The 22,810-nt window shown below is 61.3% G+C and carries 20 protein-coding genes; 19 read left to right on the forward strand and 1 reads right to left on the reverse strand.

Features of this window, described 5'->3' with window-relative positions:
- Positions 1-445: 445 nt before the first annotated feature.
- The 4 genes from CJF39_RS12200 to trxC all read left to right on the forward strand — a co-directional run bounded on the left by CJF39_RS12200 (position 446) and on the right by trxC (position 7,740).
- The gene (locus tag CJF39_RS12200) at positions 446-2,188 is read left to right on the forward strand and encodes a potassium/proton antiporter (protein ID WP_094993649.1); all 1,743 of its coding nucleotides are present in this window, start codon (positions 446-448) and stop codon (positions 2,186-2,188) included.
- Positions 2,189-2,223: 35 nt separating this feature from the next.
- Positions 2,224-5,571 carry a mechanosensitive channel MscK gene (mscK, locus tag CJF39_RS12205; RefSeq protein WP_094993650.1) on the forward strand — a complete coding sequence of 1,116 codons (3,348 nt, stop codon included), beginning with the start codon at positions 2,224-2,226 and terminating at the stop codon, positions 5,569-5,571.
- Between the two features lie 107 nt (positions 5,572-5,678).
- Positions 5,679-7,142 carry a protein adenylyltransferase SelO gene (gene selO / locus CJF39_RS12210; RefSeq protein ID WP_094993651.1) on the forward strand — a complete coding sequence of 488 codons (1,464 nt, stop codon included), beginning with the start codon at positions 5,679-5,681 and terminating at the stop codon, positions 7,140-7,142.
- Positions 7,143-7,299: 157 nt separating this feature from the next.
- Positions 7,300-7,740 carry a thioredoxin TrxC gene (gene trxC, locus CJF39_RS12215; protein ID WP_094993652.1) on the forward strand — a complete coding sequence of 147 codons (441 nt, stop codon included), beginning with the start codon at positions 7,300-7,302 and terminating at the stop codon, positions 7,738-7,740.
- Here the strand turns inward: trxC and CJF39_RS12220 are convergent.
- Positions 7,737-8,510 (reverse strand): ParA family protein, encoded by a 774-nt coding sequence (locus tag CJF39_RS12220; protein ID WP_094993653.1) that lies wholly within the window; start codon positions 8,508-8,510, stop codon positions 7,737-7,739. The genes trxC and CJF39_RS12220 overlap by 4 nt on opposite strands.
- A 337-nt stretch (positions 8,511-8,847) precedes the next feature.
- On the opposite strand from CJF39_RS12220, the gene CJF39_RS12225 reads away from it, so the two are divergent.
- Genes CJF39_RS12225 through CJF39_RS12295 form a run of 15 tightly spaced genes read left to right on the forward strand, consistent with a single transcriptional unit; the run spans position 8,848 to position 22,788 of the window.
- The gene (locus CJF39_RS12225; RefSeq protein WP_094993654.1) at positions 8,848-9,567 is read left to right on the forward strand and encodes a beta-ketoacyl synthase chain length factor; all 720 of its coding nucleotides are present in this window, start codon (positions 8,848-8,850) and stop codon (positions 9,565-9,567) included.
- Positions 9,543-10,355 carry a lysophospholipid acyltransferase family protein gene (locus CJF39_RS12230; RefSeq protein ID WP_094993655.1) on the forward strand — a complete coding sequence of 271 codons (813 nt, stop codon included), beginning with the start codon at positions 9,543-9,545 and terminating at the stop codon, positions 10,353-10,355. Before CJF39_RS12225 ends, CJF39_RS12230 begins: the two co-directional genes overlap by 25 nt.
- Complete coding sequence (locus tag CJF39_RS12235; protein WP_047273033.1) at positions 10,330-10,590, forward strand: phosphopantetheine-binding protein; 261 nt, start codon at positions 10,330-10,332, stop codon at positions 10,588-10,590. Before CJF39_RS12230 ends, CJF39_RS12235 begins: the two co-directional genes overlap by 26 nt.
- A 9-nt stretch (positions 10,591-10,599) precedes the next feature.
- Complete coding sequence (locus tag CJF39_RS12240; protein WP_094993656.1) at positions 10,600-10,854, forward strand: acyl carrier protein; 255 nt, start codon at positions 10,600-10,602, stop codon at positions 10,852-10,854.
- Complete coding sequence (locus tag CJF39_RS12245; RefSeq protein ID WP_094993657.1) at positions 10,851-11,396, forward strand: hypothetical protein; 546 nt, start codon at positions 10,851-10,853, stop codon at positions 11,394-11,396. Before CJF39_RS12240 ends, CJF39_RS12245 begins: the two co-directional genes overlap by 4 nt.
- The gene (locus CJF39_RS12250) at positions 11,393-13,063 is read left to right on the forward strand and encodes an acyl-CoA synthetase family protein (RefSeq protein ID WP_094993658.1); all 1,671 of its coding nucleotides are present in this window, start codon (positions 11,393-11,395) and stop codon (positions 13,061-13,063) included. Before CJF39_RS12245 ends, CJF39_RS12250 begins: the two co-directional genes overlap by 4 nt.
- 49 nt (positions 13,064-13,112) lie before the next feature.
- The gene (locus CJF39_RS12255; RefSeq protein WP_094993659.1) at positions 13,113-13,847 is read left to right on the forward strand and encodes a glycosyltransferase family 2 protein; all 735 of its coding nucleotides are present in this window, start codon (positions 13,113-13,115) and stop codon (positions 13,845-13,847) included.
- A complete protein-coding gene (locus CJF39_RS12260) occupies positions 13,844-14,782 on the forward strand; it encodes a glycosyl transferase (protein ID WP_094993660.1) in 939 nt (312 codons plus the stop codon). The genes CJF39_RS12255 and CJF39_RS12260 overlap by 4 nt, the downstream gene beginning before the upstream one ends.
- Entirely contained in the window at positions 14,763-16,307 is a 1,545-nt protein-coding gene (locus CJF39_RS12265; protein WP_094993661.1) for an HAL/PAL/TAL family ammonia-lyase, read from the forward strand. The genes CJF39_RS12260 and CJF39_RS12265 overlap by 20 nt, the downstream gene beginning before the upstream one ends.
- Entirely contained in the window at positions 16,300-16,725 is a 426-nt protein-coding gene (locus tag CJF39_RS12270; RefSeq protein WP_094993662.1) for an acyl-CoA thioesterase, read from the forward strand. Before CJF39_RS12265 ends, CJF39_RS12270 begins: the two co-directional genes overlap by 8 nt.
- 59 nt (positions 16,726-16,784) lie before the next feature.
- Complete coding sequence (locus tag CJF39_RS12275; RefSeq protein ID WP_249275358.1) at positions 16,785-17,366, forward strand: outer membrane lipoprotein carrier protein LolA; 582 nt, start codon at positions 16,785-16,787, stop codon at positions 17,364-17,366.
- On the forward strand, positions 17,356-19,668 hold the full coding sequence (locus tag CJF39_RS12280; protein WP_094993663.1) for an MMPL family transporter: 2,313 nt from the start codon (positions 17,356-17,358) through the stop codon (positions 19,666-19,668). Before CJF39_RS12275 ends, CJF39_RS12280 begins: the two co-directional genes overlap by 11 nt.
- Positions 19,665-20,825 carry a sodium:proton antiporter gene (locus CJF39_RS12285; protein WP_094993664.1) on the forward strand — a complete coding sequence of 387 codons (1,161 nt, stop codon included), beginning with the start codon at positions 19,665-19,667 and terminating at the stop codon, positions 20,823-20,825. The genes CJF39_RS12280 and CJF39_RS12285 overlap by 4 nt, the downstream gene beginning before the upstream one ends.
- Complete coding sequence (locus tag CJF39_RS12290; protein ID WP_094993665.1) at positions 20,816-22,063, forward strand: NAD(P)/FAD-dependent oxidoreductase; 1,248 nt, start codon at positions 20,816-20,818, stop codon at positions 22,061-22,063. Before CJF39_RS12285 ends, CJF39_RS12290 begins: the two co-directional genes overlap by 10 nt.
- Entirely contained in the window at positions 22,060-22,788 is a 729-nt protein-coding gene (locus tag CJF39_RS12295; RefSeq protein ID WP_094993666.1) for a class I SAM-dependent methyltransferase, read from the forward strand. The genes CJF39_RS12290 and CJF39_RS12295 overlap by 4 nt, the downstream gene beginning before the upstream one ends.
- The last annotated feature ends 22 nt before the right edge of the window (positions 22,789-22,810 follow it).

The following is a 22,810-nucleotide window of genomic DNA, read 5'->3' on the forward strand; positions in this document are numbered from 1 at the left end:
TGAAAACGGCTCGCTGATGGCCTCTTCACCTTTGAAGGCCAGCACCGAGAAGGGCTGGTCGTTGCCCATGAGGGTGAACTCGAAGCGGGTTTGGCGGGTAAAGGTGGACATCCTTGGTTCCTTAGAAACTGAGGGTGCGCCCGATCATGAAACCACCCCTCGGCAAAGAAGGTGAACGCTAACGGATAGACCCTAAGAGTCGTTGTAGGAAGACTCCCAAACTTTCAAAAGAATCGAAGGTGAACGCTAACGGATAGACCCTAAGAGTCGTTGTAGGAAGACTCCCAAACTTTCAAAAGAATCGAGCCGATCTGCCTTGAGGGCCTTCGACAGTCCTCTCGCAAAACCTTTTTGACAGCCCGGCAATCGCGCAGGTTAGAATCGCTGGCACGCAAACTGCTAGATCGGTATGCGCCCTGCCTTTGAGTTTTCTGGAGTACTGCCTTTGAATGCGACGACCATCAACAGCCTGTTCTTGATCGGCGCGTTGCTGGTGGGTGCAAGCATTCTGGTGAGTTCACTCTCTTCGCGCCTGGGGATCCCGATTCTGGTGATCATTCTGGCCGTGGGCATGTCCGCTGGCGTCGACGGTGGCGGCATTATTTTTGACAACTACCCGACGGCGTATTTGGTGGGCAACCTGGCACTGGCCGTGATTCTGCTCGACGGCGGCTTGCGAACCCGGGTTTCCAGTTTCCGCGTCGCGCTCTGGCCTGCGTTATCGCTGGCCACGGTCGGGGTAATGATTACCACCGGACTGACCGGCCTGATGGCCGCCTGGCTGTTCAACCTGAACCTGATTCAAGGCCTGCTGATCGGTGCCATCGTCGGGTCTACCGATGCCGCGGCGGTATTCTCACTGCTCGGCGGCAAAGGGCTGAACGAACGGGTGTCGGCCAGCCTCGAGATCGAGTCCGGTAGCAACGACCCGATGGCCGTGTTCCTCACTGTGACCCTGATCGACATGCTGGCCAGTGGCGAAACCAGCCTGCACTGGAGTTTGCTGCTTAATTTGCTGCGTGAGTTCGGCATTGGCGGCGCCATCGGTCTGGCGGGTGGCTGGATGATGCTGCAACTGGTCAACCGTATTAATCTGGCCAACGGCCTGTACCCGATTCTGGTGGTGGCGGGCGGTCTGGTGGTGTTTGCACTCACCAACGCCCTGCACGGCAGCGGCTTCCTCGCGGTGTACTTGTGTGGCCTGGTGATCGGCAACAGCCCGATCCGCAGCCGCCACGGCATTTTGCACATGCTCGACGGCATGGCCTGGCTGGCACAGATCGGCATGTTCCTGGTGCTGGGGTTGCTGGTCACGCCTCACGACTTGCTGCCCATCGCGGTTCCGGCACTGGCCTTGGCGTTGTGGATGATTCTATTCGCCCGCCCGCTGTCCGTGGTGGTGGGCCTGCTGCCCTTCAAAGCCTTCCACTCCCGTGAAAAAGCCTTTATTTCGTGGGTCGGGCTGCGCGGTGCGGTGCCGATCATTCTTGCCGTGTTCCCGCTGATGGCCGGGCTGCCGAATGCGCAGCTGTATTTCAACCTCGCCTTCTTTATCGTGCTGGTTTCCCTGTTGGTGCAGGGCACCAGCCTGCCGTGGGTCGCCAAACTGCTGAAAGTGACAGTACCGCCCGACCTGGCCCCCATCTCCCGCGCAGCCCTTGAGGTTCACGTGACCAGCGAGTGGGAGCTGTTTGTGTACCGTCTTGACGCACAAAACTGGTGCATCGGCGCCGCTTTGCGTGAATTGAAAATGCCCGAGGGGACTCGCATCGCTGCCCTGTTTCGCGGCCAGCAACTGCTCCATCCGTCGGGCAGTACGACCCTCGAAATTGGCGATTTGCTCTGCGTGATCGGCCATGAACACAACCTGCCCGCCCTCGGCAAATTGTTCAGCCAACCACCGACCCGTGGCCTGGACCTGCGCTTTTTCGGTGACTTCGTGCTTGAGGGCGACGCCCATCTGGGCGCGGTGTCAGCGCTATATGGCCTCAAGCTCGACGGTATCGACCCCAACGTGCCGCTGAGCAGTTTCATTGCGCAGAAGGTCGGCGGCGCGCCCGTCGTGGGCGACCAGGTGGAATGGAACAACACCATTTGGACCGTGGCGGTGATGGACGGGAACAAGATCGCCAAAGTGGGCGTCAGATTCCCCGAAGGAAGTGCCCCGGGTCCGGGGTTGTTCCTCTAAACTGCCCCCTTCCGCCCCTTGTATGACCGGTATCTATGCCTACTCTGCGCACGTTTTTCGCCACCGTCCTGCTCGGCCTGAGCCTTTGTGTGGGTTCGCTGCAGGCGGCTGAACCCCTGACCACCGAGTCGGTTCAGCAAAGCCTGGACAAAATTGCCGATCGAAAGCTGCCTGACGCCGACCAAAAGGCCCTGCAAGCGATCCTCGAAAAGACCTTGGCCCAGTTGGCCAACAAGGCGGATTACGACCAGAGCCTGAGCGAGGTCAAACAACTGCTCGGCACTGCGCAGCAGCAAACCCTCGAAAATCAGCGTGAACTGGCGCGACTCAAGGCCAGCACTGTTGTTCCGGTCGCTCAGCGTTACAAAAGCCTGAGCGTGCCCGAGCTAGAGCAACTGGTGGCGGATCGCACCACGCAGCAGGGCGAATTGCAAAAATCCCTGGCCAGTGCCAACAGCATGACCATCGCCGCCCAAACCCGACCTGAACGGGCGCAGGCAGAGATCAGCACCAGCCAGACACGTATCCAGCAAATCAACAACATCCTTAAGCTGGGTCGCGATAACGGCAAAGTGCTGACGCAAGACCAGCGAAACCTGCTCAACGCCGAATCCTCGGCCCTGACGTCTCTGATTGCCTTGCGCCGTCAGGAACTGGCGGGCAACAGCCTGCTGCAAGACCTGAGCGGCAGCCAGCATGACCTCCTTGTGGAAAAAACTGCGCGTCAGGACCAGGAGATTCAGGAGCTGCAAACCCTGATCAACCAGAAACGCCTGGCGCAATCGCAACAAACCGTGACCCAGCAATCCTTAGAAGCGCAAAAGTCTGGGAGCAGCAGCCTGCTGGCCACCGAGAGCGCGCTGAACCTCAAGCTCTCCGACTACCTGTTGCGCAGCACCGACCGCTTGAACGAGGTCACGCAGCAGAACCTCGAAACCAAACAACAACTGGATAACGTCACCCAAAGCGATCAGGCGCTGGATGAGCAAATCAGCGTGCTGAAGGGCAGCCTTCTGTTGTCCAAGATCCTCTACAAACAGAAACAAGCGCTGCCGCGTCTGCAAAAGATGGACAAAAACCTGGCAGACGAAATCGCTGACATCCGCCTGTATCAATTTGAGATCAACCAGCAGCGCGAACTGATCAGCAACCCGGTTGCCTATGTGGACAACCTGCTCAGCACCCAACCGGCCGATCAAGTCACCCCGCAACTGCGCAAAACCCTGCTGGAACTGGTGGGCACCCGGGGCGAATTGCTGGAACGCCTGAACCGCGAATTGAGCGCGCTGCTCAACGAAACCATCACCCTGCAACTGAACCAGAAGCAGCTGCTCAGCACTGCCCAAAGCCTGCGCGCCACGCTCGATGAGCAAATGTTCTGGATACCCAGCAACAAGCCGCTGGATCTGGAGTGGCTCGAGACGGCCCCGCACTACCTCAAACAGCAACTGCTGACCTTGCCCTGGACCTCCGGCCTGAGCGAGCTTCGCGATGGTCTCGCCCAGCGACCGTGGCTGTTTTCGCCACTGGCATTGTTGATCGTGGCGTTGCTGTGGAAACGCCGTTACCTCTACGGCAAGTTGAACAAAATCCATCAGGACATTGGCCACTTCAAACGTGACAGCCAATGGCACACCCCGATGGCAATCCTGATCAATGTCCTGCTGGCCATGCCGATTTCACTGGCGCTGGCCCTGTGCGGCTATGCCCTGCAAACCGATGCCCGTGGCATGAATGCCAACTTGGGCGCAGCACTGATCCAGATGGCTCAGGCCTGGCTGGTGTTCTACACCGCGTACCGCATTCTGGCGCCGGGTGGCGTGGCCGAATTGCATTTCCGCTGGGCCAAACCGCTGGTCGAGTTCCTGCAACGCTGGGTGCGCAAACTGGGTTTTGTGGTCCTGGCGCTGGTGGCCGTGGTGGCATTTGCCGAACAACAACCGGCCGCGCTGGCCGACGACGTGCTGGGCATCGTAATCGTGCTGAGCTGTTACGCCGCCATGGCGTGGCTGCTGTGCCGCCTGCTGCTCAACAACTTCGAGACCGATAAAAAAGCCTACCGCCTGCGCAAACTGCTGGGCTTCGCCTTCGCCCTGCTGCCACTCGCACTGTTTGTGGCCGTGTGCTTCGGCTACTACTACACCGCCCTCAAACTCAGCGACCGCCTGATCAACACGCTTTACCTGCTGATGTTCTGGCTGGTGGCAGAAGCCGCCTTTGTACGCGGGCTTGCCGTTGCTGCCCGCCGTCTGGCTTATCAGCGCGCACTGGCAAAACGCCAGGCCGCCAAGGAAGCAGGCGAAGGCAACGACATCATCATCGAAGAACCCACGCTGGATATTGAGCAGGTCAACCAGCAATCGCTGAGGCTGATTCGCCTGGCGCTGCTCGCAGCGTTTGTCGGTGGCTTGTACTGGGTATGGGCAGACTTGATTTCAGTGTTTTCCTACCTCGACAACATCACCCTGTACGAATACACCAGCGGCACCGGCGCCAACGTCAGCATGGTACCCATCAGCATCGGTGACGTAATTGGTGCACTGGTGATCATCGGCATCAGCATCGCCCTGGCGCGCAACTTGCCGGGGCTGCTGGAAGTGCTGGTGCTGTCGCGGCTCGATCTCGGGCAAGGCAGCGCTTACGCCACCACAACCCTGCTGACTTACGTGATCGTCGGCATCGGTTTTGTCGCCACCCTGTCGACCCTGGGCGTGAGCTGGGACAAGTTGCAGTGGCTGGTGGCCGCGCTGTCGGTAGGCCTGGGCTTCGGGATGCAAGAGATTTTCGCCAACTTCATCTCCGGCATCATGATTCTGTTCGAACGCCCGGTGCGTATCGGGGACACCATCACCATCGGCAACCTCTCCGGCACCGTGAGCAAAATCCGCATCCGCGCCACCACCATCACGGATTTCGACCGCAAAGACATCATCGTCCCGAACAAAACGTTCATCACCGGTCAATTGATTAACTGGTCGCTGACCGACACCATCACCCGCGTGACCCTCAAGCTGGGGGTCGATTACGGCTCTGACCTGGACCTGGTGAAGCATCTGCTGCTCAAAGCCGCACAAGAGAACCCGCGGGTGCTTAAAGACCCGGAGCCGCACGTCTACTTCCTCAACTTCGGGCAAAGCACCCTCGATCATGAGCTGCGCATGCACGTTCGCGACCTGGGCGACCGTAACCCGGTGATTGATGAGGTCAACCGCTTCATCAACCGCGAGTTCAAGAACCACAACATCAACATCTCGTTCCAACAGATGGAGGTGTACCTCAAGAACTTGCAGGGCCAGGAATACAAGCTGGTGCCGGTCGGACCAGAAGTGCCGAACCCGCCGCCGCAACTGGACAAGCCCGACAGCGCACCCAAAACCCTGTAGGCAGCGGGCGACGGGGGCTTCAGGACCAGGGGTTGCCCGGCAACCCTTTGTAGCCTGCGGCTGCGACTGCAACGCGACTTATCTTTAATTCATGTGGGAGAAGGCCATTGAAAGCCCTCGACGAACTGACCTTCGACAACCGTTTTGCTCGCTTGGGCGACGGGTTTTCGACCCACGTTCTGCCTGAACCCATCGACGCGCCACGCGTGGTGGTGGCCAGCGAATCGGCCATGGCGTTGCTTGATCTTGACCCGGCCGTGGCTGACGATCCGGTGTTCGCGCAACTGTTTGGCGGGCACACGCTGTGGGCCGACGCCGAGCCGCGTGCCATGGTGTATTCCGGTCATCAATTCGGTTCCTACAACCCGCGACTGGGCGACGGCCGCGGCTTGCTGCTGGGCGAGGTGTACAACGACGCGGGCGAGCATTGGGACGTGCACCTCAAAGGTGCGGGCATGACCCCCTACTCGCGCATGGGCGATGGCCGCGCTGTCTTGCGCTCCTCGATCCGCGAGTTCCTCGCCAGTGAAGCGTTGCACGCACTGGGCATCCCCAGCAGCCGGGCGCTGTGCGTCATCGGCTCCGACACCCCGGTGTGGCGCGAAAAGCAGGAACGCGCGGCGATGGTGCCGCGGCTGGCACCCAGCCATATCCGTTTCGGGCATTTCGAATACTTCTATTACACCCAGCAACCGGAACAGCAAAAACAGCTGGGCGAACACGTGCTGGCCCTGCACTTCCCCGAATGCCTGGAACAGCCCGAGCCCTACCTGGCGATGTTCCGCGAGATCGTGGAGCGTAATGCCGAACTGATCGCCAAGTGGCAGGCCTACGGGTTTTGTCATGGCGTCATGAACACCGACAACATGTCGATACTGGGCATTACCTTCGACTTCGGGCCATTCGCTTTCCTGGACGACTTCGACGCGAAATTCATCTGCAACCATTCCGACCACGAAGGGCGTTACGCCTTCAGCAACCAAGTGCCCATCGGCCAATGGAACCTCAGCGCGCTGGCTCAAGCGCTGACGCCGTTCATCAGCGTCGACGCCCTGCGCGAAACCCTCGGCCTGTTCCTGCCGCTGTACCAAGCCCATTACCTGGACCTGATGCGCCGCCGCCTGGGCCTGACCACCGCTGAAGACGCGGATCAGGCATTGATCGAGACGCTGCTGCAACGGATGCAAGGCAGTGCCATCGACTACACCTTGTTTTTCCGCCAGTTAGGTGAACGTCCGGCAGAACAGGCCGTGGCTCGCCTGCGCGAAGACTTTGTAGACCTCAAAGGCTTCGATGAATGGGCGGCGCACTACGTGGCACGGGTTGCACGAGAAGGCGATACCGACGAACAGGCGCGGCGCGAACGCATGCACGCCGTCAACCCGCTGTACATCCTGCGCAACTACCTGGCACAAAAAGCCATCGACGCCGCCGAAGCCGGGGACTACAGCGAAGTCCGCCGACTGCACGCGGTGTTGACGCAGCCCTTTACCGAACAACCGGGTATGCAAGCCTACGCCGAGCGCCCGCCGGAATGGGGCAAGCACCTGGAGATCAGTTGTTCGTCATAAACGCGATCAATGCGTGACAGGACTTCCTTGGCACGCGTTGCCTCACAGTGGCAGGTTGAGCATTCATCTGCTGAACTTGCACGCCACTGACCTGTGGCCGCTGCCGAGCAGCGCGAGCCTGCGTTCGTCGTGATCAATTTTTTTATGGAGCTCTGCCATGACCGACCCGCTGCTGATCCCCTGCCCTCACTGCAACGGCTTGAACCGCATTCCCGCCGCACGCGTGGGGGAACATCCCAAATGCGGACGCTGCAAAAATGCGGTGTTGCAGGGCAAACCGTTCGATTTAAACCAGGCCGACTACGCCAGCCAGATCAAGGGCGATCTGCCATTGTTGCTGGATGTGTGGGCCGAATGGTGCGGGCCGTGCAAGTCGTTTGCGCCCGTGTTTGAGCAGGCAGCGAGCCAACTGCTGGGCAAATGCCGCTTGGCCAAACTCGACAGCGAGGCCAATCAGCAACTGGCCGGACAACTGGGCATCCGCTCGATTCCCAGCCTGATTCTGTTCAAAAACGGCCGGGAAATCGCCCGCCAGAGCGGTGCCTTCCCGTTACCTCAACTCAAGGCCTGGCTACAAAGCCAGGGCATCAGCGCTTAAGCGTTCTGATCCAGATAGTCGTGCAACTCAATAAATTGCAGGGTCAGCTTGTGCCGGGGATCGTAGTGCACCAGCGGCTGGCTGGCCTGATGCGATTCGCGCATGCGCACTGAGCTGCTGAGGTAGACCGGCAACACCGGCAGGCCTTCGGCTATCAGCTCCTCCAGCATTTGCTGCGGCAGGCTGGCGCGAGCCTGAAACTGATTGACCACGATGCCTTCGACCAGCAGGTCTTCATTGTGGTCGTCTTTCAGCTCTTCGATTTCGGACAGCAGCCCGTACAGCGCTTGCCGGGAAAAACTGTCGCAATCAAAAGGAATCAACACACGATCACTGGCGATCAGCGCTGATACCGCATAAAAGTTCAACGCCGGCGGGGTGTCGATGTAAATGCGGTCGTAATCTTCAGCCAGCTCATCCAGCAGTTTTCGCAGCTTGTTGATTTTGTGCTTGGCTTCCAGCTTGGGCTGCAAGTCCGCCAGTTCTGCGGTGGCCGTAATGACGTGCAAGTTTTCGAAAGGCGTTTCGTAAATGTCGACCCGATTCTTCTTACTACCGACCCCGGCCGACAGGGTTTGTTTGAAAAACTCTGCGATCCCCATCGGGATGTCGTCGCCGGTCAATCCGGTGAGGTATTGAGTGGAGTTGGCCTGGGCGTCGAGATCGACCAACAGGGTGCGGTAACCCTCGCTGGCGCTGACGGCCGCCAGGTTGCACGCGATGCTGGACTTCCCCACACCGCCTTTTTGATTGAACACCACCCGACGCATTTGAAAACCTCCGTGTATCAATGAGTGCCCGAGTGTAGATGCCCTTCGCGCGTATTCGCTACCTCGTCGCGAAATGAACTACAGCTCCAGGTCGCTTATCTTCGAATATTCACGAATATCTCCCATTCCTGTGACAGCTTTGCCTTACCCATAGACCAATACTGGCAAAAAGACAGTGTCTTTTTTGTAGATCGCGGAAAAACCATACTAAAACTGTAAGCAATATTTGCTACCAGCCAACTGCACCGGGATAATGCCGCCACTCTGTTACAGGTGAGGCGTCGATCGATGCCCACTTTCGCATCAAGGAAGCCTGCAAAGGCGGGATGAAACTCCAGTGATCAATTTCAATATCGCCGCGTGGCGCGCCTGGGCCCCGGGCCTCGACAGCGTGGCCGATTGGCAGGCCTGGAGCCAGCAACCCGGCCTGTTGGCCACCAGCGGTGCCGCCCCCGATGTTTCGTTTTTACCCGCCATGCAGCGCCGCCGCCTGAGCCGTTTGGCGCGCATGGCGTTCAGTGTCGGCTGGCCACTGGCTGAAGGCCATCCAGCGCTGCCCCTGGTGTTCGTCTCCCGCCACGGTGAAACCCCGCGCACGTTCGACATCCTCAGCGACCTGGCCGCCGAACAGCCGTTGTCCCCCACGCAGTTCAGCCTGTCGGTGCATAACGCGGTGATTGGCCTGTGGTCGATCCTGCGCGGCGAAACCAGTGAGATGACGGCGCTGGCTGCCGCTGGGGATGGTCTGGAACACGGCCTGATTGAAGCCTGCGCGCTGCTCAATGAGGGCGCGCCAGCCGTCTTGCTGGTGATTACCGAAGAACAACCGCCCGACGCCTACGCGTCCTGGATCGATGATGTGCCCTTCCCTTATGCCGTGGGGCTGCTCCTGACCCCTGGCCAGCAATGGCAAGTGACCCTCAAGACGGGCCCGGCAGACGCCGATAAAGCGCCGTGGCCTCACGCCCTGAACCTGGTGCGCCACCTGTTCGACGAGCAGGCTTCATTCCAACACGCCTGGAAAACCCGCGTATGGACCTGGCAACGCAGCCTGTGAGCGCGCGACGCGACGCCTGGTATTGGCGCCTGATGGCCACCGCACTCAGTTTCGGACTGTTCGGGCTGGGCTGCCTGGGCCTGCGTTTAATCATCTTTCCCCTCTTGAGCTGCCTGCCGGGCAATGCCGTTCGTCGCCGCGAGCGCGCACGCGCCACCGTCAGTCGGCTGTTCTGGCTGTTTATCCGCTCGATGGCGCGCATGGGCGTGCTGACGTATGACGTGCAAGGCGCCGACCGGCTCGGGCGGCCGGGGCAAATGATCATCGCCAACCATCCGTCGCTGATCGACGTGGTTTTCTTGATCGGGCTGGTGAGAAACGCCAATTGCGTGGTCAAACAGAGCCTTTGGCAAAACCCGTTTACCCGAAGCCAGGTGCGCGCCACGCAGTACATCAGCAATGACGGCAGTGTCGACATGCTGGATACCGCCGCCAGCGCCCTGCAAGAAGGCCAGACCCTGATTATTTTTCCTGAAGGCACGCGCACGCCGCCGGGGCAAACACCCGGCTTTCATCGCGGTGCCGCGTCGATTGCGTTGCGGGGTGCGAAGGTTCTGACACCGGTGATCATCAAAGTCAGCCCGACCACGCTGACCAAGGCCGAACCCTGGTATCGCATCCCGGATCGCCGCGTGCACTTCAGTTTTCGCGTGGGGGCCGATATAGACCCACACACCTTTGCTGCGCTAGGCCCGCCACCCAAGGCCTCGCGCCTGCTCAATGACTTCGTGCATGACTACTTTATTAAGGAGCTCGCCACAGATGAGCGATCTAAACACGCAAATTAAACAGCTGATCATCGATGCCTTGGGCCTCGAAGACATCAGCACCCACGACATCGACGACGAGCAAACCCTGTTTGGCGAAGGCCTTGGACTGGATTCGGTCGACGCGCTGGAACTGGGCCTGGCGATTCAAAAAACCTACGGCATCAAAATAGACGCCGACGCCAAAGACACCCGCGATCATTTTTCCAACGTGGCCAGCCTTGCGGCTTTTGTCACGGCCAAACAGGCAGCCTGAGACCGACCCATGCAAACCCGTGACGACATCTTCAACACCCTGCGCGACGCTCTGGTCGAACTCTTTGAGCTTGAACCCGAACGCGTCACCCTGGACGCCAACCTGTATCAGGACTTGGAAATCGACAGCATCGACGCCGTCGACCTGATCGATCACATCAAGCGCAAAACCGGCAAAAAAATCGCCGCCGACGAATTCAAGTCGGTGCGCACCGTCAATGACGTGGTCGAGGCGGTTTACCGTCTGGTTCACGCTGACGCATGAGTCGACTGATTGGCCTTGGCCTGTTGTTGGCCGGACTGCTGTACCCCTTCGCGGTGTATTTCGGCATGGCCCATTTCGCCCCGTGGCAGTTTGCGCTGTTGCTCGGTGGCCTGTGGCTGGCCCGCGCACTGACCGGCGAGCGTCGCCCCGGCAGCATGTGGATGGCGGTCGTCGCCTTGGTGTTTTGCGCGCTGCTGGCGCTGTTCAACAGCCCGGCGCTGCTGCGCTGGTACCCGGTGTTGATCAGCGGGTTCATGCTCAGCCTGTTCGGTTTGAGCCTGAAATTCGGCCCACCGATGATCGAGCGTCTGGCGCGTCTGCGCGAACCCGTGCTGCCCGACATCGCGATTCACTACACGCGACAGGTGACCAAGGTCTGGTGCCTGTTTTTTCTGCTCAACGGGTTTGTCGCTGCCAGTTTGACGCTGTGGGCGCCTTTGAGTTGGTGGACGTTGTACAACGGCCTGATCGCCTACGGGTTGATGGGGCTGCTGTTTGCCATTGAATGGCTGATACGACAACAGGTAAGAGGCCGGGCATGAATTGGATAAAACTTGAGCACCTGTTGCTCAAGGGGCAGGCAGGACGCACCGTCACTGTTGAACCCGCTCTGGACCACGCCGCGCTGTGCGATCAGGCGTTGCGCCTGGCCGGCGGCCTGCAACAGCGCGGTGTGCAGCGCCTGGCTGTGCACCTAGAGGACGCCGCCGAGCTGGCCGTCACGCTGCTGGGCGCATGGCGGGCCGGGGTCAGCGTATTACTGCCCGCCGACCTGCAAGCACAAACACGTCAACGCTGGGACGCTCAAGTTGACCTGTGGATAACGCAAAGCAGTGATCTGCACGGGCTGTCCGCCGACCCGCTGCCTGCGGCGCAACTGGACCTCGACGCCTGCCAGCTCAGCCTATGTACCTCGGGCTCCAGCGGCGCGCCCAAGCGTATCGACAAAAGTTTGCGCCAGATGGCCAATGAAGTGCAGGCACTGGAGGCGCTGTGGGGGGCTGAACTGGGCGACGCGTGCATCATCGCCAGTGTCGCGGCGCAACACATTTATGGGTTGCTGTTCCGCGTGCTGTGGCCTCTGTGCGCGGGCCGTCCCTTTGTGCGCCGTCAATTGGCCTTCCCCGAAGACATGCAACGCGCCAGCCGCGAGCACCCTTCTTTCGTCTGGATTGGCAGCCCGGCTTTGCTCAAACGCACCGCTGACAACCTCGACTGGGCCGCCCTGAGCCAAGTGCGCCGGGTATTTTCATCAGGCGGCGCATTGCCAGCCGATGCAGCCGCCACCCTCTTTGAACGCCTGGGCCAGTGGCCTACCGAAATCCTCGGCAGCTCGGAAACCGGCGGCATCGCCTGGCGCCAGGGCCAAACCCTGTGGCAGCCGTTTGCCGATGTGCAACTGAGTCAGGGCGAGGACGGCGCCTTGCGCATTGCATCGGCGTACCTGCCCGCGGGCCATGTCGAACACACGGCCGACGCGGCGCGCATTGAGGCTGACGGGCGCTTTGAGTTGCTGGGCCGATTGGACCGCATCGTCAAACTCGAAGAAAAACGCATTTCCTTGCCCATGCTGGAACAGGCGCTGGTCAACCACGACTGGGTGGCGGAAGCGCGCCTGGGCGTGGTTAACGAAAACCGGGCGTCGCTGGGCGCGCTGCTGGTGCTCAGTGCCAGCGGTCTGTTTGCCCTGCGCGAACACGGACGCCGGACGCTGACCCACACCCTGCGCCAGCACCTGAGCCAGCACTGCGAAGCGCTGGCCTTGCCACGCCGCTGGCGCTTGCTGAGCCACTTGCCGCTCACCAGCCAGGGCAAGCTGCCTCAGGCTCAGGTCGATGCCTGGTTGCTGGCACCGCGCCCGAAAATGCCCGACGTCCTGAGCCAGACCGAGGCCGACGGCCAATGGACGCTGAGCCTGTCGATCCCGCCGGACCTGGCTTTTTTCAGTGGTCACTTCCCCAAAACCCCCGTGCTGCCGGGGGTGGTGCAAATCGATTGGGCGCTGGCGCTGGGTCAGCAACTGCTCGACCTGCCGCCACGCTTTGCCGGGATGGAAGTGCTCAAATTCCAGCAACTGGTACGCCCCGGCGATGCCATTGAACTGACCCTGCGCTTCGACCACGAACGCCAGAAGCTGCACTTCGCTTACCGCAACGAAACGGCAGCGTGTTCCAGCGGCCGCATCCTCCTGGCACCAGCCTGTGGATAAGTCTTCAGGCTTCACTGGGTACACCGTGCCCGCTAACAAGGCATCGCCCATGCATAACCCCTGTGCCGTGATCCCGGTCTACAACCACGAAACCGCCGTACCTGCGGTGGTCGACGCGCTGCTCGCAGCGGGTCTGCCGTGCGTATTGGTAGACGACGCCAGCAGCCCGGCCTGTTGCGCCGTGCTTGAACAACTGGCGGTGCGCGAACAGGTCTTCCTGATCCGCCTGGCGGTCAATCAGGGCAAGGGCGGTGCGGTAATGGCCGGGCTGCGCGAAGCGGCGCGGCTGGGGTTCACCCACGCCTTGCAAGTGGACGCCGACGGCCAGCATGACCTGCGGGATGTGGCCACGTTTCTGCACGTCTCGCAGCACAACCCTGACGCGCTGATTTGCGGTTATCCACAGTACGACGCCAGCGTGCCCAAAGGCCGTTTGTATGCGCGCTACCTGACCCACGTCTGGGTGTGGATCAACAGCCTGTCGTTGCAGATCCCCGATTCGATGTGCGGCTTCAGGGTGTACCCGCTGACCCCGACCCTGGCGCTGATCAATGCGGTCAAGCTGGGCAAACGCATGGACTTCGACCCCGAAATTCTCGTGCGTCTGGCCTGGCGTAACCAGCCGATGCGCTGGCTGCCGACCCGTGTGCACTACCCCCAGGACGGGCTTTCGCACTTTCGTCTGTTCCACGACAACGCACTGATTTCCAGCATGCACACCCGGCTGTTTTTCGGCATGTTGCTGCGGTTACCAAGCATTCTGTGGAGACGCTGCACAGCATGAGCGACCCACAACAGCATTGGGCTGACCACAAGGAGCGCGGCAGTTTCCGGCTGATGAAGCTCACCGCGTTCGGCGTCAAACTGCTGGGCCGTCGCGTCCTCGCGCCGGTGTTGTACGCCATCGTGCTGTACTTCTTTTTGTTTGGCGGCCGCGCGCGGCGCAGCATCTGGCAATACCAGCAGCGTCTGGCCGACTGGAGCGGGCAAGCATCGCTGCGCCCCACACGCCGCCGCGTGTTCGGTCAATTCATGAGCTTTGCCGACGCCTTGCTCGACAAGCTCGATGTCTGGAACGGCAAGCTGAGCATCCACGACATCGAAATCGTCGACCCTGCGCGGCTGCGCGACCAACTCCGCGGCGAACGCGGGCAAATGCTGGTGGGCGCGCACCTGGGCAACCTTGAGGTGTGCCGTGCCCTCGCAGAGCTGGGCGAGCAAGTGACCATGAATGTGCTGGTTCACACCAAGCATGCCGAGCAGTTCAACCGCCTGCTGGGCGAAGCCGGCGCCAGCCACCTGCGGCTGATTCAGGTCAGCGAACTCAACCCCGCGGTGATGCTGCAACTCAACCAGCGCCTGGAAAACGGCGAGTGGTTGGCCATTGCCGGCGACCGCGTGCCCCTGCATGGCGGGCGCAACGTGCAGGTCAATTTCCTCGGCCATCCGGCCGCCTTTCCGCAAGGCCCGTGGCTGTTGGCGGGGCTGTTGAAATGCCCGGTCAACCTGATGTTCTGCCTGAAACAGGCCGGCCGCTATCGCGTGATCCTCGAACCGTTCGCCGACGCCGTGCACTGGCGGCGCAGCGACCGCGAGCAGGTGATTGCAGACTGGACCGCCCGCTACGCCGAGCGCTTGGGGCATTACTGCCTCGAAGCGCCGCACCAATGGTTTAACTTTTACCCATTCTGGAAGACCGATGACGACGCATCCGCATGAGCCAGTAACCTTCGGCCAAACCCCTTTGCGCATTGAAGACGTGCTGGCGCTGGCCAATCGTCAGGCGCCGACCCGACTGCAAGATGACGCCCCATACCGCGAGCGCATCGCCAAGGGCGCACGTTTTCTCGACTCGCTGCTGGACAAGGAAGGCGTGATTTATGGCGTGACCACCGGCTACGGCGATTCGTGCGTGGTGGCGGTGCCACTGGAGCACGTCGAAGCGTTGCCGCGCCACCTGTACACCTTCCATGGCTGCGGATTGGGCAAACTGCTCGATGCCCAGGCGACCCGTGCCGTGCTGGCGGCGCGTTTGCAGTCGCTGTGCCACGGGGTGTCCGGGGTACGCATCGAGCTGCTGGAACGGCTGCAGGCCTTTATCGCCCACGACATCCTGCCGCTGATCCCCGAAGAAGGCTCGGTAGGCGCCAGTGGCGACCTGACGCCGTTGTCCTACGTGGCGGCGACCTTATCCGGCGAGCGCGAAGTGCTGTTCAAAGGTGAGCAGCGCTTTTCGGCCGACGTGCACCGCGAGCTGGGCTGGACGCCGCTGGTGCTGCGGCCCAAAGAAGCGCTGGCGCTGATGAACGGCACCGCCGTCATGACCGGGCTGGCGTGCCTGGCCTACGCCCGCGCCGATTACCTGCTCAAACTCGCCACGCGCATCACTGCGCTCAACGTGGTAGCGCTGCAAGGCAACCCGGAACACTTCGACGAGCGCCTGTTTGCCGCCAAGCCGCACCCCGGGCAGATGCAAGTGGCGGCGTGGATTCGTCAGGATTTGGCCATCGACGCCCCGACCGCGCCGCTGCATCGCCTGCAAGACCGTTACTCCCTGCGTTGCGCCCCCCATGTACTTGGCGTGCTGGCCGACAGCCTGAACTGGCTGCGCGGGTTTATCGAGATCGAACTCAACAGCGCCAACGACAACCCGATCATCGACGCTGAAGAAGAGCGCGTGCTGCACGGCGGGCATTTCTACGGCGGGCACATTGCCTTCGCCATGGACAGCCTCAAGACCCTGGTCGCCAACGTTGCCGATTTACTGGACCGCCAGCTCGCGCTGCTGGTGGACGTGCGTTACAACCATGGCTTGCCGAACAACCTGTCGGGGGCCAGCACCGAACGCGCCATGCTCAACCACGGGTTCAAAGCCGTGCAAATCGGCACCAGCGCCTGGACCGCCGAAGCGTTGAAAAACACCATGCCCGCCAGCGTGTTCTCGCGCTCTACCGAATGCCATAACCAGGACAAAGTGAGCATGGGCACCATCGCCGCCCGTGACGCGATCCGCGTGCTGGAGCTGACCGAACAGGTCGCCGCCGCCACCTTGCTGGCGGCCAATCAGGGCGTCTGGCTGCGCAGCCGCGCCGAAGACGCTCGCCCGCTGCCACCCGCCCTGGCAGCGATGCACGCCGAACTGGCCAAAGATTTCCCGCCCGTGGTCGAAGACCGCGCCCTTGAACGCGAACTGCGTCTGTGCCTGAGCCGCATCGCTGCACAACACTGGAGGCTGCATGCGTAGCAAAGGCGTGTTGCACGTTGATACCGAAGTGTTGGTGCCGTTTTTCGACATCGACACCATGCACGTGGTGTGGCACGGGCATTACGTCAAATACCTCGAAGTGGCGCGCTGTGCACTGCTGGACCACATCGGCCACAACTACACCCGGATGCAGGAGGCGGGCTATGCGTGGCCGGTCATCGACCTGCAACTGCGTTACGTGCGCGGCGCCACGTTTGGCCAGCGCATCAACGTGCGTGCCAACCTGGTGGAGTGGGAGAACCGCTTGAAGATCAGCTACCTGATCACGGACCTGGCTACGGGGGAGCGTTTGACCCGTGCCTGCACTGTGCAAGTGGCCGTCGAGATTGCCAGCCGCGAGATGCAACTGGTGTCGCCAAAATGCTTTATCGATGCGGTAGAGAGCGTGTTGCCATGACGATGCAGTTAAACACCATCACCCCTCACACGCAGGGCAAGGGCCGTTCCCATCTCTGCATGCTGTTCACTGCATTGCTGGCCTTCACCCCTCTGGCCCACGCCTTCGACCTGCAACAGCTGAGCGAGCAACTGGCCAGGCACCCCGTGATCCACGGCGACTTCATTCAGGAAAAGCACCTGCGCGCCCTGCCCAAGCCCCTCACCAGCACCGGCACCTTTGTGCTGGCCAAGGACCACGGCCTGCTGTGGCAACTCAAATCGCCTTTGCAACAGGATTACCGCATCACAGCCCTCGGCATCGCGCGGCGTGAGGGCACGCAGTGGCAAATGCTCCCCGGCAAAAGCGCGGGGGCGGAACAGAACCGATTGTTCCTCGCTGTGTTGCAAGGCGACAGCAGCGGCCTGCAACGGGATTTCGACCTGCAACTGCACGGCCAAGCCGATCACTGGAGCCTGACCCTGACCCCGCGTTCACTGCTGCTCAAACAGGTGTTCAACCACATCGACATCCAAGGCGGCAAACTGGTCCAGCGCATCGAGCTGCATGAAACCCAAGGCGACAGCACGCTGTTGAAAATGCTCAACAGTGTCAGCGATCAACCGTTGAGTGAAGCGGAGCAGCACGACTTTGCGCAGTGAACGCTGGTTGCCACGGGGCTTTTTGATTCTGTTGCTGGCCGTGCTTGCTGTGGCGGGCTGGCAGTGGCGCCATGGCGCGCCTTTGTCGACCAACCTCATGGCACTGGTGCCCGGTGACGCCCCGGACGCGCTGCAATTGCGCGCCGAACAGCGCATGCAAGAGCCGCTGAACAGCGAAATGCTGGTGCTGGTGGGCAGCGCGGACCGTCAGCAGGCCATTAGCATGGCCCAGCAGTTGGGTGAGCAATGGCAGGCCAGCGGGCTGTTTGAAACGGTGCAATGGAACCTGCAAGCCGATCTCCCGGCGCTGCGCGAACAACTGCTGCGCGGGCGGCTGGCGATGCTCTCGGCCGCCGACCGCGAACAGTTGATCGAGCACCCGGACGCGTTCATTCAGCAACGGGTTCAAGCCTTGTTCGACCCCTTCACCGGGTTCAGCCTGGTGCCCAGCCAGGACGATTGGCTGGGCCTGACCGGGCGTATTCAAAACAGCCAGCCGCAGCGCGGCGCGGTGCAGCTGGACATCGGCAGCGGCGCGCTGATTGCTGATGCGGACGGCAAAAGCTGGGTGCTGGTGCGCGCCCGAACCCAAGGCAACGCGTTTGACATGACGCTGCCCTTGCAAGTCGCCGCCTTGCTGGAGCACAGCCGCGAGCAGGCCGCCACACAACAGGTCGAGCTGCTGGCGGCCAGCGGTTTGCTGTACGCCGCCAGCGGTCAGCAACAAGCCACCCGTGAGATCACCTGGGTCGGCGGCGGCGCCACCGCCGGCATCCTGCTGCTGTTACTGCTGGCCTTCCGCCGCTGGCGCGTGTTGCTGGCGTTCGTGCCGGTGATGGTGGGCATGCTGTTCGGTGCCGTGGCCTGCGTGGCCTTTTTCGGCAGCATGCACGTGATGACGCTGGTGTTGGGCTCAAGCCTGATCGGCGTGGCGGTGGATTACCCGCTGCATTACCTGTCCAAAAGCTGGAGCCTGAAACCCTGGCGCAGCTGGCCTGCCCTGCGCCTGACGTTACCCGGCCTGAGCCTGAGCCTGGCCACCAGTTGCATCGGTTATCTGGCGCTGGCCTTTACCCCGTTTCCGGCACTGACCCAGATCGCCATTTTTTCTGCCGCCGGGCTGATCGGTGCTTACCTGAGCGCTGTTTGCCTGTTGCCTGCTTTGCTCAAAGGCGTGGAACTGCGACCTGCGCAGTGGCCCCTCAACGTCGCCCAGACCCTGCTCAACGCCCGTGAAGCCTTGCTGAAAAAGATCCCGACCCCGGCCCTGCTGGCCGTGTTGCTGATGTTTTGCGCGGCCGGTCTGTGGCAACTGAACAGCAAAAACGACATCCGCCAATGGGTCGGCTCGCCGCCGTCGTTAATGGCCCAAGCCCAAGCCATCGCACGCATCACCGGGTATCAGCCCACCAGCCAGTTCTTTCTGGTGCGCGCCGACACGGAGCAACAACTGCTTGAGCGCCAGACCGCGCTCAGCGAACGGCTCGACCAATTGATCAGCATGGGCAAGTTGCAGGGGTATCTGGCATTAAACCAACTGGTCAGCCAGCCCCGCGAGCAACAGCAGGTAAAGGCTGCGCTCAGTGCGTTGCCCCAACACTGGCAGCCGCTGCTGGAACTGGGCGTGCCGCTGGCTGCACTGCAAAACGAACTGGCCCAGCTGCAAGCCTTGCCCGAGCAACGTATCGACGATGCACTGAACGGCCCGCTGGCCGAGCCGTGGCGCTTGTTGTGGCTGGGGCATCACGCTGATGGCGTGGCCGCGATGGTCAGCCTGCAAGGGTTGAACAATGCCAGCCTGCTGCGGGTACAAGCCCAGGATTTGCCCGGCGTCGAACTGGTGGACCGCCTCGGGGACTTGAACAAGGTGTTCGCCGCCACGCAACTCAGCGCCGCCGAACTCAAGCTGTTGTCTTGCGCCTTGATCGTGTTGTTACTGATCGCACCGTTCGGGTTTGGCGGCGCTGTGCGCATTGTCGCCTTGCCCCTATTGGCCGCGCTGTGCAGCCTCGCCAGCCTCGGTTGGCTGGGCCAACCCCTGACCCTGTTCAGCCTTTTCGGCCTGTTGCTGGTGACAGCAATCAGCGTCGATTACGCGATTCTGATGCGCGAGCAAATCGGTGGCGCGGCCGTCAGCCTGCTCGGCACGTTACTGGCGGCGCTGACCACGTGGCTCTCGTTTGGCTTGCTGGCCGTGTCCAGCACGCCTGCCGTGAGTAACTTTGGCCTGTCAGTGAGCCTGGGGCTGGCGTTCAGTTTCATCCTCGCGCCGTGGGCCGGACGTCAGGAGCACAACGCGTGATGACGCTGGTGTTTTGGCTGCTGGCGTTGGCGTTGTTTGCGCTGGCAACCCGCGTGGGTCGCCAGTTTGGTGTGATCCCGATTGTCAGCCAGTTGCTGCTGGCATCCATCGGCTTGCCGTTATTGATGCTGCTGTGGATCGGACCGCACTGGCACCTCAGCGGGGCGCAACTGGTCGCCCCGACTTGGCTCAAGGGCCTGTACAGCCTGAGTTTCGCCTTATTGCTGGGGCACATTTTGAGCGACGTGATCGACCTGCGCCTCGACCGCCAAAGCGTGAAGATCGCCCTGCCCAGCTTTCTCGTGCCCTTCGCCTGCGGGCTGGCCTGCGCCGTGTGGCTGTTGCCTGAACAACCCTGGTTGAGTTCGCTGGCCGTGGGTCTGGTGTTTGCCATTACTGCCATCCCGGTGCTGTACCTGTACCTGCGCCACATCGGTTATCCGCCCGCCGCCACCCGGCGATTGGTGCAAAGCGCAATCTTGATCGACCTCACGTGCTGGACCCTGTTCGGGCTGGCGCAAGGCAGTCTGGACCTCGGCAGTTTGCTGCTGCCGCTCGCCGGGACCTTGCTGCCGCTGCTAGGGCGCGCCCTGCGGATTCGTCAGCCGTTGTATTACAGCCTGGTTTTTTTTGCCGGGTTGGTGGTGGCCGAGCATTACCGCCTCAATGCGCTGATTTTCGGGGTTGGCTATCTATTGTGCATGGCTGCGCTCAAGGTGCCGCTGGTGATGCCGTTAAACGCTGTCTGGCGTGAACGTTTACAAACCTGGCTGGCGATCCCGCTGATTCTTACGTTCGGCATTGTGCAGATCAACGTCCACAGTGCCCTGAGCGACATCAGCCCGCTGCAAATGAGCGCCCTGTTGCTGTTGCCCGTGGTGAGCAAAGTACTGGGCAACTGGCTGGGCCTGAGTTGGGCCACGCCCTCGTTTGCCGGTGCCAGCCGCTGGCGTGAAAGCCTGTTACTGAACATTCGCGGGTTGAGCGAAATCGTGTTTCTCAACCTGCTGTTGCAACAACAGCTCATTAGCCCCGCGCTGTATTTCGCGCTGATGCTGATGGGCCTGATCGCCACGCTGTTACCGGCGTTGGCGGGTATGAATAAAACCCCGTTGAAGTCTGCCGTAACCCCCGGCAAGGAGCCCTTGTGTCAGTAGTAGAAATGGAACGTCGTCAGGTTGTGGTCATTGGTGCCGGGCCGTCCGGCGCGATCGCCTCGGCTTTGCTCACGCGCAAAGGCCACGACGTGTTGATCGTCGAGCGCCAGCACTTTCCGCGCTTCTCCATCGGCGAAAGCCTGTTGTCGCATTGCATCGATTTCATCGAAGAAGCGGGCATGCTGGACGCCGTGCAAGCCGCTGGTTTCCAGGTGAAAAACGGCGCGGCGTTCGCTTGGGGCGATCAGTACAGCGCCTTCGATTTTGGCGACACGTTCAGCAACGGCAAACCCACGACGTTTCAGGTGCAGCGTGCCGATTTCGACAAACTGCTGGCCGATCAGGCCGCGTTGCAAGGGGTTGAGATCCGCTACGGCCACACCGTGATTGCCACCGACATTGAACCGGTCAAACCCGTGCTGGAGATCGAGCGCGAGGATGGCAGCCGCTATCAGGTCGAAACCGATTTCATCCTCGACGCCAGCGGCTATGGCCGGGTGCTGCCGCGCCTGCTCGACCTTGAAGCGCCGTCCAATTTCCCGGTGCGTCAGGCGGTGTTCACCCACGTCGAAGACCGTATCGATTGCGAAGGTTTTGATCGCAACAAAATTCTCGTCACCACCCACCCCACCCGACGCGACATCTGGTTCTGGAGCATCCCGTTCAGCAATGGCCGCTGCTCGGTGGGCGTGGTCGCGGCGGCGGAGCTTTTCGAAGGCCGCAGCGAGCAGCTCGACGAGCGCCTGCGCAGCTTCATTGACGAAACCCCGAGCCTGCAACGGGTGCTGGCCAACGCCGTGTGGGACACCCCGGCGCGCACCATCGGCGGGTACTCGGCCAACGTCAAAACCCTGCACGGCCCGGGTTTTGCGCTGCTGGGCAACGCCGCCGAGTTCCTCGACCCGGTGTTCTCCTCGGGCGTGACCATCGCCATGCGCTCGGCGAGCATGGCCGCAGCCGTGTTGCACCGCCAGTTGCAAGGCGAAGCCGTGGACTGGCAAACCGAGTTTGCCGACCCGCTCAAGCGCGGCGTCGACACCTTCCGCTGCTATGTCGAAGGCTGGTACGCCGGCACCTTTCAGGACGTGATTTTCCACCCCGGCAGCTCGCCCCAGATTCGCCGCATGATCAGCGCGATACTGGCCGGCTACGCCTGGGATGAACGCAACCCCTTTGTCAGCGAACCCAAGCGCCGGTTGCGCATGCTGTCAGATATCTGCGCCACGGAGCCCGCATGAAACCTCTGAGCGACACCTACGTTGAAGAAACCCGTTTCGGCTTTTGGTTTTTGCGCAGTCACACGTGGCAGCACCACGTGTTGCGCGTGGCCATCAACGACTTGTGCAGCCTCTTCAGTAACGAGCTGCCATCTGCGCCGGTGTTGCTTGACGCCGGTTGTGGTCAGGGCAAGTCGTTCCAGTACCTGCAAAAAACCTTCGCACCCCAGCGTTTGATCGGTCTGGATGCCGACCCGCTGAGCCTTGAAATGAGCCGCGAAGAAGCCAAAAGACAGGGGCTAGACATCGAACTGATCGGCAGTGACTGCGCCGAACTCGACATGCCCGATGCCAGCGTCGACCTGCTGTTCTGTCACCAGACGTTTCACCACTTGGTGCAGCAGGACCGCGCACTGGCCGAGTTTTACCGGGTGCTCAAGCCGGGCGGTTATTTGCTGTTTGCCGAGTCCACCGAAGCCTACATCGACACCTGGGTGATCCGCTGGCTGTTCCGCCACCCGATGCACGTGCAAAAAAGTGCCGCGCAATACCTCGAAATGATCCGCGACCAAGGGTTTGAATTTGACGCGCGCAACGTGTCGTACCCGTACCTGTGGTGGAGCCGTTCAAAAGATTTCGGGCTGCTGGAGCGCTTGGGCCTGCGGCGCCCAAAACCGGTGGGCCAGCGCGAAGAAACCTTGGTCAACGTCGTGGCGCGCAAGCCCTTGCAAGGCGCACCGGCATGATGGATGCCTGCGTTGCCGTGGC

The organism is Pseudomonas lundensis (genome assembly GCF_002269125.1).
GTDB classification, from domain to species: Bacteria; Pseudomonadota; Gammaproteobacteria; order Pseudomonadales; family Pseudomonadaceae; genus Aquipseudomonas; species Aquipseudomonas lundensis_A.

Bases quoted from the DNA above. Each gene is read 5' to 3' on its own strand.
- mscK (WP_094993650.1), top strand. From the start codon at position 2,224: ATGCCTACTCTGCGCACGTTTTTCGCCACCGTCCTGCTCGGCCTGAGC.
- trxC (WP_094993652.1), top strand. From the start codon at position 7,300: ATGACCGACCCGCTGCTGATCCCCTGCCCTCACTGCAACGGCTTGAAC.
- CJF39_RS12220 (WP_094993653.1), bottom strand. From the start codon at position 8,510: ATGCGTCGGGTGGTGTTCAATCAAAAAGGCGGTGTGGGGAAGTCCAGC.
- CJF39_RS12230 (WP_094993655.1), top strand. From the start codon at position 9,543: ATGGACCTGGCAACGCAGCCTGTGAGCGCGCGACGCGACGCCTGGTAT.
- CJF39_RS12235 (WP_047273033.1), top strand. From the start codon at position 10,330: ATGAGCGATCTAAACACGCAAATTAAACAGCTGATCATCGATGCCTTG.
- CJF39_RS12240 (WP_094993656.1), top strand. From the start codon at position 10,600: ATGCAAACCCGTGACGACATCTTCAACACCCTGCGCGACGCTCTGGTC.
- CJF39_RS12245 (WP_094993657.1), top strand. From the start codon at position 10,851: ATGAGTCGACTGATTGGCCTTGGCCTGTTGTTGGCCGGACTGCTGTAC.
- CJF39_RS12250 (WP_094993658.1), top strand. From the start codon at position 11,393: ATGAATTGGATAAAACTTGAGCACCTGTTGCTCAAGGGGCAGGCAGGA.
- CJF39_RS12255 (WP_094993659.1), top strand. From the start codon at position 13,113: ATGCATAACCCCTGTGCCGTGATCCCGGTCTACAACCACGAAACCGCC.
- CJF39_RS12260 (WP_094993660.1), top strand. From the start codon at position 13,844: ATGAGCGACCCACAACAGCATTGGGCTGACCACAAGGAGCGCGGCAGT.
- CJF39_RS12265 (WP_094993661.1), top strand. From the start codon at position 14,763: ATGACGACGCATCCGCATGAGCCAGTAACCTTCGGCCAAACCCCTTTG.
- CJF39_RS12270 (WP_094993662.1), top strand. From the start codon at position 16,300: ATGCGTAGCAAAGGCGTGTTGCACGTTGATACCGAAGTGTTGGTGCCG.
- CJF39_RS12275 (WP_249275358.1), top strand. From the start codon at position 16,785: ATGCTGTTCACTGCATTGCTGGCCTTCACCCCTCTGGCCCACGCCTTC.
- CJF39_RS12295 (WP_094993666.1), top strand. From the start codon at position 22,060: ATGAAACCTCTGAGCGACACCTACGTTGAAGAAACCCGTTTCGGCTTT.